Consider the following 12,087-nt stretch of genomic DNA (forward strand, 5'->3'; position numbering starts at 1 on the left):
CCTATCCCTGTTACTTCCTAATTCCTTTTTAGTGGGGGAGTGTGAACAGTTACTTATTTTGTTGTTGATGAATTTCCAGAGATTCATTAACTAATTGTTCTAAATCATCCCATGCTTGCAATTTAAGATATACTTCACATAACAAAGTAATGTATTGGGATAAGGAATCTTGATTTTTTGTTTGTTGAAAAATCTCTAAACTTTGCTGAAAATAATTTCTTGCTTGTTCCCATGAATTTTTATTATCTATTTGATTTATTGAGGCTTTACGGTAGTAAATTAAACCAACATTAACTAATAGTGTACCTTGTCTATCTAAATTGTTACTTTCTTGCCAAAAATTTAAACTCTGTTGATAATGTTCTAAAGCTGAATCTAAATTATCATCTAAATAATCACCATAACCAAAAACATATTCTAAACTAGCATCAATAGCGGGGTTTAATACTTCTCCCTGATGTTCTAAATCTTGTTTTGCAGTTGCTAATTCCTGACAAAAATGAGCAAAGAGAAGATTAGTTATATCACCATCAAATATCTTATCTGTTTCTTGTTGAATAAAATCAATTAATTGATGACTAGGAGGTTTAAACTCAATAGTAGTTGCCCAATTTTTAAAATCTGGTGCTAATCTAATTATTTTCCTCAAAATAGCATCATTTACCCAGAAAAATACAGGGAAATTAAAGTTATTTCTAAACTCTTCCCGCACTTGGTTAGTTGCAGTTAGCACTGCATCAATATTTTGCACTGATTCTAAACCAAATACCATTAATACTGCTGGTGGTTGATGATCTAATTGATATGTCAACTGATCAGCTATATTGGTATATATGGTTTTGATATTTGGTAACAGGCGAATTTTTTTTACTGTTCCTACCTCCTGTAATTTACTAAATATTCGTTCTTGAAAAAAGGTGTAATTACAACGTAATAAAATCAGCGAAAATGCGCCATGAGAGAGGGTAATTACTCTGATTAATTTTCTGAAATTACCCTCATTTTCTAAATCTAAATCATCTGGTTGCTGTTGACTATTCATGATTTGAATTTTGGTGATTCTTGTAAAATTGGGTTAATGTCAAACCAAGATACATCATTTTCTATATATTCAAAAACAAACAAATCACGAATTAAAATATTATATTCTTCATGACCTGCAATGCTTTTAGTTTGTGACACATCCTTTAATAATTGCCATTCATCATTATCAATACCTAGAGATAAGATATTACACTCTTTTCTAATCACTGTTTCTAAGCAGTCACGAGTAATTGGTAGATCATCATTTTGTAAACAAGTATATAGTAAAGATAACAAACTGCGTAAATGACCGCCACTAACTTTACATAGTCTTTCTAAAGTATCCACACTATCAAAAACTTGGGTAATTAAATCCTGCTTATCTTCCCAATTATCCCAATTGATCTGGGAATCAGGAAAGGCTCTCACCATGATCATTTTTTGTAAAAATTTAATTCCTAAAGTAAAATCAGATTCATTTCTTTGTTTTGCTGCTACCATTGGTAAAACTTTGGGACTACCATTAAAACGATCTCTCAATCTAGCTAAAGCATTAGAATAGACTAATACTAAGGGAATTGTATAAACAACATGACATTTTAAACCCTTTAATTTATCACCACGTTCAGCAAAAAGATATTCTGGTTGAAATTGATTATTTGGTTTGAGAGTATTATCTATTTTATCTAGTCCATCAACAATAATCACTAAACCTTTTTTACCTTGCTGTTTGAGTTTTTCTTGGGCAGTTTGAATGATGTCTTGATTAATAGAGTCTAAAATTCCATTAATTCGTGGTTCTAAACATTGTTTTACTTGACTACGATTTTTATCATTTTCTCTAGTTTTCGCGGTAATTTTAGCAATGCCTAAAGATAATTCGGCTTCTAAATCTATATCAATGGGAGTTGTGAAACGGTCAGATATTTCTTTAAATAAATTTTTAAAATATCCAGGTTTAACATAAATTTTAACTGCTGCTAAACTTTTGCTGACTTCTCCAGCTATGGCTAATAAAATATCTGTAATATCAACATCTGCCATGTCTAAACTTTGGCTAGACTCAAAATAAACTACATGAAAATCCTCCTGTTCTAATTCTGCTTTTAACCCCAGTAATTCTGTAGATTTACCGCAGCCAATATGTCCTGTAAATAATTGACAGGTTGGATCTTCAGGTGATATTTTAGCGATCGCCCGTCTTAATTGATCAATAACCTTAGCACCACGAACTTGAGAAAAATCAATATAATACTGTCTATCCTCAGCTTTTCCCATTACTAGCGTCTTAGAAGGGTTGCAAGCTTGAAAAAACCTTGTTAAATCTAATTTCATGGTAAATTATCGAAAATAAGCCTAATCATAGTCATTACCTCAGTAATTATACAGAAAATGATAGGATTAAGCTAGAAAATGAGAGGTTAAAAATCTACAATCCATTTGCTTATGCCTTTGTTTGTCAAAATTGAAACTGGTAAGGTTGAAAAACCCACTTTTGACCAATATGTACCTGCACACAAAGCCTATGTACAAGATTTGATTGCTAAGGGACACCAGGCTAAAACAGGTTATTGGGCGCAAAAAGGTGGTGGAATGATGTTATTTGAGGCGGCATCAATGGATGAAGCACAGGCGATAGTATTGGCTGATCCCTTGGTACAGAACGATTGTGTCAGTTATCAATTATTTGAATGGCGAATTGTTGTGGAATAATCCACAAATTTTGAATTTTCATGTTATGATGATGGAAGACCTGGATCTATGCAACTTCAACGCCCAAATCTTGTCAGGACCGGAAGGTAGCAGCAATAAGGGATGCTTGTGGTAGGCGTAGTCTCCGGGTCGCCTTATTTGTAGGAGCTTTCAGGAGCAATGCCTGGTTTTGGAGATATTGTACAAAGAGCTTTTTATCTCGGCGTTGGGTTAGCCTCTTATGCTGGCGAAAAAGCTGGGGGGAAGTTAGCCGAACTGCGATCGCAATTTCAAAAGTTAGCAGATGAAATGGTGGCCAAAGGTGAGATGAACACGGAAGAAGCTCGCCGCTTTGTCGAGGATATGATGAAGCAAGCCCAACAGCAATCAACATCTGGACAAACGCCTGAAAAAACAGCCCCTTCTGAACCTCGGCGGATTGAAATTTTAGAGGTTGACGAAGAAGCAACTGTGAAAGAGGCGAAAAAAGAAAATAAAGAAAATGGCGATAATGTAGATAAACTACGCAATCAAGTGTTAGAACTACAGGAAGAGTTAAAACGGCTGCAACGTGAACCGTAAAAAGCAATTTTTGATTTTGGGTATCAGAAACATTTAATTCTTTTAATTCTCGAAAAATGACGCTGTACCCAAGATGGTTTGAGTTGCAATTACTAGCTGTAGACTCCATAGCTTCCAGTCAAACGGTATCAAGCGTCATGTTTTTAGCCTTTTAGAGTATAAGTTATGGAACAGTGGCAAAAAGACTTAATAGGCATGATTGAAACCGTGACTGATGAAGTAGAGCAGTTCTTCCTAGAAATAAATGATATGGTAGACGCTTTTTTTGAGATTACGGAAGAGATTACTGAAGAAGTACAAAACGCATTGGTGGCTGATATTGATACCTTCGCTACTTTGCACGAACAGTTTTTACAGGACTTAACCGAACCATTTTTGGAAATTTATTGGGAATTAGGGGACATTTCTGAAGATATAGATCCTGGTTTTCCTTATGCAGTAGAAGCTACACTAGAAAAAAATGCTGCTTGTATTGGTTGTAGTAACTATCACGGACAAGTTTACAATGGTAATCTGCTAGTCTGTGGTATGCACCCTCATGGTTGGGATGATGAAAGTTGTCCAGATTGGGAAAAAGAAATTGAATAGGGAAGTCATGAAGCTGGGGAGAAATGTTAAAAACTGTTAAGTTAATAATTGTGAATCTCTGCATTTCTGTTTATTAACATAATGAGTAACTTTGCACCTGAAACTGTATCTCCAGCAAATCCAGAAATGAAATATGGTGAACGCGAAATTGCGGAAGGGAAATTAATTACATTTCCTAACCCCCGCATTGGCAGACGCTATGACATTAATATTACTTTACCGGAATTTACTTGTAAATGTCCGTTTTCTGGTTATCCTGACTTTGCGACTATTTATATTACATACATTCCCGATGAAAAGGTAGTAGAGTTGAAGGCGCTCAAGCTTTATATTAACAGCTACCGCGATCGCTATATCTCCCATGAAGAAACAGCCAATCAAATTTTAGATGATGTTGTTGCAGCTTGTGATCCTTTAGCAATTACTGTGAAAACAGATTTTACCCCTCGTGGGAATGTGCATACAGTGGTTGAAGTCAGACATCAAAAAGGGGTTTAAGGTAGGAGTCAGCACTTCGACTTCGCTCAGTGACCGGTCAGAAGTCAGGAGTCAGAAGGGGAGTTAGTAGTAGTAGGGGTTTAGCAGTGCTAAACCCCTACCCGCTTAAATCCAATAATTAAACCGTGTTGGGTATAACTAAAGCATTGCGGGAAAAACCATTTTGTTGTGCTAATTTTTCAGCAATTAGCTGGCGATAAACTGCTTCATAACCATCAGTCATGTGCTGAACGCTGAAATTTTTGTCCACATATTGACGACAAGCGTAACGATTTAAGTTACTGATTTTGTCAAGAGAATTAATACATTCTGCCACATTATTACAAAGGAAACCTGTTTCACCATCAACAATCACTTCCTCTGCTGAACCCATTCGCATGGCAATTACAGGTGTCCCTGATGCCATTGATTCTACCATGACTAATCCAAAAGGTTCTCGCCAAGTAATTGGAAATAAAGTTGCATAAGCACCTCCCATAAGGATATTTTTTTGCAAATGATTGGCTTCACCTAAATATTCTATTTGTTTACCATCAATATGTGGTTTAATTTTTTGGTCAAAATATTCCCGGTCTACTAAATCTACCTTACCTGCTATTTTTAACTTCCGACCAGTTTTTTTAGCAATTTCAATTGCTAAATGGGGTCCTTTTTCTGGAGACATTCTGCCCAAAAAAGCTAAATAAGATGGTTCATTTGGTTGGGGATAAAATTCATAACTACTAACATCAATGCCATTATAAACAGTGTCTACATAGTTTAATCCTAGCCGGGATTCTTTTTGAGAATTAGAAATACTAATATAAGGCTGTTTTTTGCCATATTTAAAGATTTTTTCATTATCGGGAGTAAAAATTCCATGTAAAGTATGAACTGTAGGAGTTTTGACTAAATTGGCATAAACGAGCGCTCCTAGTCCTATATGAGAGTGGATGATATCAAAATTTTCTGCTTGTTCATAAACTGAAGCTAATAGCAACATTTCATAAATACCTGGCTCTTTAATCGTAGGATCTAGCCTCAAAGCGCGGGGATGAACTGATACTAATTTGGCTAAACTTAAAGAATCTCCTGATGCAAATAATGTCACTTCATGTCCTCGACGGACTAATTCATCAGTTAATAAACCCACTACTAATTCTATGCCACCATAAGCTGGTGGTGGTACTCTCTCCCACTGTGGGGCGATTTGAGCAATTTTCATCATCAATCTCCTAAAATATCAGATTCCTATTTCTAGTTAGTTGAAAATAAATTGCATAACTAATACAGAAATAGCTAAAGATAGAAAAATCACCCTCGTCTATGATACTACTAAATCTTATGCTTTTTATTTGATATATTTTGTCTACCCTGAGTAGGGTAAATATATGATACTTAAGAAATATATTAGACAAAATAATTAGTTAAATTCTGGATTTTTTAACTTGACTAAAAACAAAAAATAAGTGTAATATACTACAATAATCAAATATTTGCGTTGATTAAGCAGCATGAATATATACAAAAAAATCAATAAACCGCGCGTTTCATGGCAGGTGGTTTTTGCACTGATCATATTTGTGTTTATGTACCTACCTATCCTGGTACTGGCTTTTTATAGTTTTAATCAGTCACCATACAGTGCTACATGGCAAGGTTTTACCCTGGAATGGTACGGAAAATTATTTAGTGACGAGCGGATTTTATCGGGGTTATATAATAGCTTGGTGGTAGCTTTTTGTGCTGTGGGGGTTTCCGCTGTTATGGGAACATTAATGGCTGTGGGGTTGGCACGCTATGACTTTCCTGGTAAGAAATTATATCAGGCAATTGCTTATTTACCGTTATTAATTCCTGATATTGCGATCGCAGTTTCTACCCTAGTATGTTTAGCAGCCTTTGCTATTCCTTTGAGTATATGGACTATTATCGCCGCCCATATCGTATTTTGTCTATCCTATGTTGGTTTGGTAGTGTCTGCGCGGATGAATAATATTAATCCCCATTTGGAAGAAGCAGCTTTAGATTTAGGTGCGACACCAACACAAGCCTTTATTTTAGTTTTATTACCTCAATTAATGCCAGGAATTATTTCTGGGTGTTTATTGGCTTTTGTATTGAGTTTGGATGATTTTTTAATTGCTAGTTTTACTGCGGGAAGTGGTACTAATACCTTACCAATGGAAATATTTAGTCGCATTAGAACGGGAGTTAAACCGGATATTAATGCTTTAAGTGTGATGTTAATTTCTATGACTGCTATTGTGGCTTTGATAGGGGAATTGATTCGGACTGCGGGGGAAAGGAGAAAATAGGAAGTAGGATGAATTATTTGGATAATAAGGATTCTAAACTTATCTTTATTACCTCATCTTGCTGACAAAAACATTTAATATTAATTTTATCTTGATCTCTTAAAATTGTCTGACAAGTTAATAGATGTGATTTACCATTCAAAATGTCATACATTTGCGAATATAATTTTTCGTTATTTTTTTCCGTAAATTTACTTTTATCAGAAAAATTTTGATAAAATAAAATTCCTTTAAAATCTATATATATTTCTGATTCGTTATAACCTTGAATTGAATTTAAGTGATTATTAAGAACAAGTAACATATATATTCTTGACATTGCACATTGAAATTTTTCTCCAATTGGTCGTAAATCTTTATTAGATATACTAGATTTTAATTCAATTAAAAGAATATTTAATTTATAACTACTTTTATACTTTTGTAAAACCAAAATAGCACATTCTGGAGTTTTGTCTTTAGTTGAGATACCAAATATTTCTTTTTCTAAGTTGATCTTCCAAATTCTATCTACTTTTGATTTATCATCAGAATAATTTAATTTTTCAATAGATACCTTTTTAAGTTTTGCATCAGAATTTTTTTCTTCAACTTCGATTTGATCATTAGTAATCTCTTCAATAAATTGTGTTTCAGCTAATTTTTTATGTAATTCATCCCTCAGAGAAGGAACACTTAGCTTTTTAGGATTATTTAAATAATATTTATTACTTTTACTCATCTTCAACCTCATCTTCTTGAAGATAAATATAATCAGTCAGAATGCGAAGTGAGTTATCTAAATTGTTTTCAACCTCTCGAAAGTTCATAAAATAGATGCCATAATCACTGCTTTCATAATCAATTATCCTATCACCTGTGAAGAAATAAACACCTACCTTTTCTTTTGATATAGAAATAGATGAATCAACATATTTTAATTTATTTTCTTCTATAATTTTTTTGACATTAACTCCATATTGATTTTTAAGAACATCCAGATATATACAATTATTAATAGCATTAGCTAACATAGAACTATGGGTTGTTATTAATACTTTATTTCCTGTTTGACTTTGAATAAACTGTATTAATATATTGATTAACTTAATTTGATTTTCAGGATGTAAGTTTACTTCTGGTTCATCTATCATTAAAAAATTATTCTTTTCTAATGCCCAATATTTTAAATATAAATAAAGAAGTGTTAATTGATTAACAGAAGAAGAAGCTAAATACATGGGCAAAGGTTCATCAACAGAATCAATTTTAAAATAAAATTCTATCAGACCAATTCCCTCTACACTAATAAGTTTTATCTCACCTCCAATAATCTTCTGTAATTGTTGGACAAGATTGATATAATTTCCTTCAATATTTTCTTCAAGATTCAGAGAGAAAAGTTTTTCAAAAACCTTATTCATGGGTTCTGTATATTTTCTTTTAAAAACATCTAACTCTTGAAGATCAGATGATTGAATATTAGACCTATTGCGGCGATTTTCTAGTAAATCTACAAGTTTTTTAATATCTTGTTCCCGTCTTTTTCTATCAACCTCATAAATATAACGATAGAATGTAGAAAAGAAAATTCTACTAGCTGGTAAGAAAAAAGTCTCATGTTCATATTTCAACATTGTTCTAATTATTGTTGCAATTAGAAGAAACTTTTTTTCATCCAGTAAATCCCTGTCTAAAGATTTTTTAGGAATTATTTCTTTAATACTCTCTGGTAATTGTTTCTCTATAAATTTATATATTAAATCTCCTTGATCTTTTTTAAATTCTATATATTCTAATCTATTGTCATCAGCATCTTTTATTCTGACAGTTCCTTCAATTTCTCCTTCTCTTAATTCAGATATTTCATAGTCAAAAGCAATAACAATATTATTGAGTATTTGGGAATTTTTGCCTGTATTAAATATCTCTTTTTTTGTTTCTTCCTGCAAAAATGCACTATATCTATTCAAAATTACTGTCAATAATTCAGGATTAACTTCGATATTATTTATATTTTCAACAATTTGATTATCAATTATTTCTACATTTGTACGTGCAAATTTATGAATTATATCTTCATTAAAAATCGCCCATAATAATTGAGCAACATAGCTTTTACCACTGTTATTTTGTCCAACAAAAATAAAGAAATCCTTGGCTAAATCAATGGCTTGAGTATTGTTTTTAATCGGACCTAAATTTTTGATAATCAATTTCATATAAATTAACCTCTAAACTATTTGTAATTTGTATAAATAAGGACAAAAGAGTTGATGTCAGACAATACTCATCTTGCCATTATACTAAACCAAAGCCTCATCAATCTACTACTTTGTCTAAATATACAAGGTTGGATATTAACCACCACAATATTTTACACCTTAAACTTAACCGTGATCAGATTCATGGCTTCTTCGACATCTTCTAAAGGCAGAGATTTGGAAATAACCTGCACCCACAGAGTAAAATCTGATTAATATGTCTTGCTTGAAAAATCCCATATACTGTATTTGTGCTAGTGTAACTTTTAATTACTCCCTGTTTTTCTCTTTCTCAAATGAACACTATACCCGAATCCATCCCCAATTGGGAAGAAGAATTGGATAATGCCATTTTTACCTTTGACGATATTCAAGCTGAACTTAACTACAAACAAGCCAAAAATGCACTCCGAAACTTAGTTAACAATCTTGATCTTTCCTCAGTAGAAAAATCAGGGTTAGAAGCAGAAATTCATGATTTAGAAACCATGCTAGATAAACTAGAAAGCATGGTAGTTCAAATTGCCGCTTTTGGAATGGTAGGACGGGGTAAATCTTCCCTTCTCAATGCTTTAGTCGGTCAAGAAGTCTTTGTCACTGGACCTTTACATGGTGTTACTCGTGATGCACAAACAGTAAATTGGAGTATTAGTGAAGCAGCTTTAGGGACTTTAAAAGCCACATTACCCAGCAATGGTCAATCCCAAGTTGAATTAATTGATACTCCTGGATTAGATGAAGTAGACGGTGAAACTCGTGCAGCTTTAGCCGAACAAATTGCCAAGCAAGCAGATTTAATTTTATTTGTAATTTCAGGAGATATAACAAAGATTGAACAAATAGCATTATCGCAATTACGAGAAGTAGGTAAACCGATTATTTTAGTCTTTAATAAAGTTGATCAATATCCCGAAACTGACAGAATTACAATTTATGAAAAAATTCGAGATGATAGAGTGCGGGAATTACTTTCACCAGCAGAAATTGTCATGTCCGCAGCTTCACCATTGGTCAGAATGGCGGTACAAAATCCTGATGGAACTAGAGGTATAAAACTCCAAAAAGGACAATCACAAGTTGACGAATTAAAATTGAAAATATTGGAAATTCTCCACCAGGAAGGTAAGGCATTAGTAGCTTTAAATACCATGCTTTATGCTGATGATGTTAATCAGCAATTGGTACAACGTAAACTGATAATTAGAGAAGAAAATGCTAATCAGTTAATTTGGAAAGCAGTCATTACTAAAGCATTAGCGATCGCACTCAATCCTGTTACAGTAGTTGATATATTAAGCGCCGTAATTATTGATATCTCCTTGATTTTAGGTTTATCCAAGCTTTACGGTATCCCCATGACCGAAACCGGTGCAGTCAAATTACTCCAAAAAATCGCCCTGAGTATGGGTGGTATCGGTGCTAGTGAACTATTAGCAAATTTGGGTTTAAGTAGTTTAAAAACCCTACTGGGTATCTCTGCAACAGCAACCGCCGGCATGACAATTGCACCCTATTTATCCATAGCCATAACCCAAGCAGGAGTAGCTGGAGTATCTTCATACAGTATCGGTCAAGTTACCAAAGCCTATTTAGCCAATGGTGCAACCTGGGGACCAGATGGACCAAAAGCAGTAGTTAGTCAAATTCTATCAACTTTAAATGAAACCTCAATTTTAAACCGGATTAAAGATGAATTGCTGATTAAAATTAGACTCAGGAAAAAAATCTGAAATTTCCCCAAATTTCAAAATAATTAGGTCAATACTTGGTAAAATAGCCGGCAGTTGCGTGAATAAAATGATCATGGAGTCAAATTTTCTAACTACGGTTTTTCTGCCCCTAGCATTATTTATTATTATGCTGGGTATGGGGTTGGGACTAAAAGTGGATGACTTTAAGCGAATCTTAATTGAACCTTTTGCCGTCTTTGTGGGATTAATAGCCCAATTGATTATGCTGCCAATAGTCGGCTTTTTGGTAGCTACAATTTTTCCCCTCACACCAGAATTAGCGGTAGGAGTGATGATTTTATCAGCTTGTCCTGGTGGTGCTACTTCCAATCTGGTGACATATTTAGTCCGGGGGAATGTTGCCTTGTCAATTACACTAACGGCTATCAGTAGTCTAGTTACCGTCTTTTCTATTCCCTTGGTAGTTAACCTAGCTATGCAGCACTTTATGGAAGCAAATTCTTCCGTACAGTTACCATTTATAAAAACAGTGATTCAGATTGCGGTAATTACCATTATTCCCGTAGCTTCAGGTATGGGAATACACTACTATTTTCCCCTATTCGCAGCCCAAGTCGAAAAATGGGTTAAGTGGCTGTCTCTATTCTTTTTGGCCTTAATTATCTTTGGTTTGGTGTTAAAAGAAAAGGCTAACATTCCCACCTTTTTCTTACAGGTAGGTGGAGTAACTCTCGTCTTGAATATATTAACAATGGTCTTAGCCTATCTCTTTGCCGTCTTCAGCAAGCTGACCTCAGAAAATGCCAAAGCGATTACAGTAGAAGTTGGTATTCAAAATAGCACATTAGCGATCGCCATTGCCAGTTCTCCCACCCTACTGAACAACCCTACCATGGCGATTCCAGCCGCTATTTACAGTCTGATTATGTTTGCCACTAGCGCAGCTTTTGCTTGGTTAGTGAATCGAGAAGTTAAGAATATTCCTCATCAATAAAGCCATGAACTAACTTAACTTCAGATTCTAGCGAAATCCATTTTTTACTACATGAGATATCTCCAGTTAATCATCACCTAATTTAGCAAGTAATTGACGAATTACATCTGCATCTCTAGCATCAGGAACTTTAATTAAATAAATCCGTAAGTCTTCCGCAGCTTGAGAAAACTGCCCTAATTGATAATACAACAAACCCCTATCTCTTAATTCAAAACTTGCTTCTGGAAACAACAGCAAAATCCGTTCTACCGTTCTTAAACTCCTTTCTAGATCCTGCTTTTGAAGATAAATATATTTTAAATTAGTCAACATTCTTGTTAAAAATTGCCGATTACTCACAACCGCTAAAAATTCAGGTTTGAGCGTCACTTCTTGCTGATAAATTTGCGAAAGTCTGTCTTGACAGTCTTGGGGAAACATCCTGACAGGGGGACAAGAAGCAGAAAAAGCTTATGTAGTAGGAGATACAGAATGTG

Annotated in this window: 12 protein-coding genes, 1 other RNA gene and 1 pseudogene; 8 read left to right on the forward strand and 6 right to left on the reverse strand. The window is 34.1% G+C overall.

Going from position 1 to position 12,087, the window contains the following annotated elements; genetic code table 11:
* Window positions 1–49 precede the first annotated feature (49 nt).
* Window positions 50–1,042 carry a tetratricopeptide repeat protein gene (locus tag FJR05_RS23125; RefSeq protein WP_168646285.1) on the reverse strand — a complete coding sequence of 331 codons (993 nt, stop codon included), beginning with the start codon at window positions 1,040–1,042 and terminating at the stop codon, window positions 50–52.
* Window positions 1,039–2,358 (reverse strand): P-loop NTPase fold protein, encoded by a 1,320-nt coding sequence (locus FJR05_RS23130; protein WP_168646286.1) that lies wholly within the window; start codon window positions 2,356–2,358, stop codon window positions 1,039–1,041. Before FJR05_RS23130 ends, FJR05_RS23125 begins: the two co-directional genes overlap by 4 nt.
* A 111-nt stretch (window positions 2,359–2,469) precedes the next feature.
* Here FJR05_RS23130 and FJR05_RS23135 point away from each other — a divergent pair, with 111 nt between their 5' ends.
* From FJR05_RS23135 to queF, 5 genes are all read left to right on the forward strand, one after another.
* Window positions 2,470–2,736 carry a YciI family protein gene (locus FJR05_RS23135; RefSeq protein ID WP_168646287.1) on the forward strand — a complete coding sequence of 89 codons (267 nt, stop codon included), beginning with the start codon at window positions 2,470–2,472 and terminating at the stop codon, window positions 2,734–2,736.
* Window positions 2,737–2,773: 37 nt separating this feature from the next.
* An RNA gene (gene ffs, locus FJR05_RS23140) (signal recognition particle sRNA small type) lies at window positions 2,774–2,870 on the forward strand.
* A 25-nt stretch (window positions 2,871–2,895) separates the two neighbouring features.
* Window positions 2,896–3,297: a phasin family protein gene (locus FJR05_RS23145; protein WP_168646288.1), complete on the forward strand. Its 402-nt coding sequence runs from the start codon at window positions 2,896–2,898 to the stop codon at window positions 3,295–3,297.
* 165 nt (window positions 3,298–3,462) lie between these two features.
* Window positions 3,463–3,885 (forward strand): hypothetical protein, encoded by a 423-nt coding sequence (locus tag FJR05_RS23150; RefSeq protein WP_168646289.1) that lies wholly within the window; start codon window positions 3,463–3,465, stop codon window positions 3,883–3,885.
* Between the two features lie 81 nt (window positions 3,886–3,966).
* Window positions 3,967–4,383 carry a preQ(1) synthase gene (gene queF / locus FJR05_RS23155; RefSeq protein WP_168646290.1) on the forward strand — a complete coding sequence of 139 codons (417 nt, stop codon included), beginning with the start codon at window positions 3,967–3,969 and terminating at the stop codon, window positions 4,381–4,383.
* Between the two features lie 118 nt (window positions 4,384–4,501).
* On the opposite strand, the gene FJR05_RS23160 is transcribed toward queF, so the two are convergent.
* Window positions 4,502–5,587: a glycosyltransferase family 4 protein gene (locus FJR05_RS23160; RefSeq protein ID WP_168646296.1), complete on the reverse strand. Its 1,086-nt coding sequence runs from the start codon at window positions 5,585–5,587 to the stop codon at window positions 4,502–4,504.
* 364 nt (window positions 5,588–5,951) lie between these two features.
* On the opposite strand from FJR05_RS23160, the gene FJR05_RS23165 reads away from it, so the two are divergent.
* A complete protein-coding gene (locus tag FJR05_RS23165) occupies window positions 5,952–6,680 on the forward strand; it encodes an ABC transporter permease (RefSeq protein WP_217385680.1) in 729 nt (242 codons plus the stop codon).
* 13 nt (window positions 6,681–6,693) lie between these two features.
* Here FJR05_RS23165 and FJR05_RS23170 read toward each other — a convergent pair whose 3' ends face one another.
* Both FJR05_RS23170 and FJR05_RS23175 read right to left on the reverse strand, forming a co-directional pair.
* Window positions 6,694–7,401, reverse strand: coding sequence for a hypothetical protein (locus FJR05_RS23170; RefSeq protein ID WP_168646292.1), 708 nt, complete (start codon window positions 7,399–7,401; stop codon window positions 6,694–6,696).
* Window positions 7,394–8,881 carry an AAA family ATPase gene (locus FJR05_RS23175; RefSeq protein ID WP_168646293.1) on the reverse strand — a complete coding sequence of 496 codons (1,488 nt, stop codon included), beginning with the start codon at window positions 8,879–8,881 and terminating at the stop codon, window positions 7,394–7,396. The genes FJR05_RS23170 and FJR05_RS23175 overlap by 8 nt, the downstream gene beginning before the upstream one ends.
* Before the next feature lie 338 nt (window positions 8,882–9,219).
* On the opposite strand from FJR05_RS23175, the gene FJR05_RS23180 reads away from it, so the two are divergent.
* Together FJR05_RS23180 and FJR05_RS23185 are read left to right on the forward strand one after the other, a co-directional pair.
* Window positions 9,220–10,653 (forward strand): GTP-binding protein, encoded by a 1,434-nt coding sequence (locus FJR05_RS23180; protein WP_168646294.1) that lies wholly within the window; start codon window positions 9,220–9,222, stop codon window positions 10,651–10,653.
* 73 nt (window positions 10,654–10,726) lie between these two features.
* Entirely contained in the window at window positions 10,727–11,608 is an 882-nt protein-coding gene (locus FJR05_RS23185; RefSeq protein WP_168646295.1) for a bile acid:sodium symporter family protein, read from the forward strand.
* A 66-nt stretch (window positions 11,609–11,674) separates the two neighbouring features.
* Here the strand turns inward: FJR05_RS23185 and FJR05_RS23190 are convergent.
* A pseudogene (locus FJR05_RS23190) lies at window positions 11,675–12,031 on the reverse strand (tetratricopeptide repeat protein); the annotation flags it as partial.
* Between the last annotated feature and the right edge of the window lie 56 nt (window positions 12,032–12,087).

Origin of the sequence: Dolichospermum sp. UHCC 0259, from assembly GCF_009711935.1 — a bacterium.
Taxonomy (GTDB): Bacteria; Cyanobacteriota; Cyanobacteriia; order Cyanobacteriales; family Nostocaceae; genus Dolichospermum.

What these genes read in the sequence shown, in the direction of transcription:
- FJR05_RS23125 (WP_168646285.1), bottom strand. Translation starts at nt 1,042, where the DNA reads ATGAATAGTCAACAGCAACCAGATGATTTAGATTTAGAAAATGAGGGT.
- FJR05_RS23130 (WP_168646286.1), bottom strand. Translation starts at nt 2,358, where the DNA reads ATGAAATTAGATTTAACAAGGTTTTTTCAAGCTTGCAACCCTTCTAAG.
- FJR05_RS23135 (WP_168646287.1), top strand. Translation starts at nt 2,470, where the DNA reads ATGCCTTTGTTTGTCAAAATTGAAACTGGTAAGGTTGAAAAACCCACT.
- FJR05_RS23145 (WP_168646288.1), top strand. Translation starts at nt 2,896, where the DNA reads ATGCCTGGTTTTGGAGATATTGTACAAAGAGCTTTTTATCTCGGCGTT.
- FJR05_RS23150 (WP_168646289.1), top strand. Translation starts at nt 3,463, where the DNA reads ATGGAACAGTGGCAAAAAGACTTAATAGGCATGATTGAAACCGTGACT.
- queF (WP_168646290.1), top strand. Translation starts at nt 3,967, where the DNA reads ATGAGTAACTTTGCACCTGAAACTGTATCTCCAGCAAATCCAGAAATG.
- FJR05_RS23160 (WP_168646296.1), bottom strand. Translation starts at nt 5,587, where the DNA reads ATGAAAATTGCTCAAATCGCCCCACAGTGGGAGAGAGTACCACCACCA.
- FJR05_RS23165 (WP_217385680.1), top strand. Translation starts at nt 5,952, where the DNA reads ATGTACCTACCTATCCTGGTACTGGCTTTTTATAGTTTTAATCAGTCA.
- FJR05_RS23170 (WP_168646292.1), bottom strand. Translation starts at nt 7,401, where the DNA reads ATGAGTAAAAGTAATAAATATTATTTAAATAATCCTAAAAAGCTAAGT.
- FJR05_RS23175 (WP_168646293.1), bottom strand. Translation starts at nt 8,881, where the DNA reads ATGAAATTGATTATCAAAAATTTAGGTCCGATTAAAAACAATACTCAA.
- FJR05_RS23180 (WP_168646294.1), top strand. Translation starts at nt 9,220, where the DNA reads ATGAACACTATACCCGAATCCATCCCCAATTGGGAAGAAGAATTGGAT.
- FJR05_RS23185 (WP_168646295.1), top strand. Translation starts at nt 10,727, where the DNA reads ATGGAGTCAAATTTTCTAACTACGGTTTTTCTGCCCCTAGCATTATTT.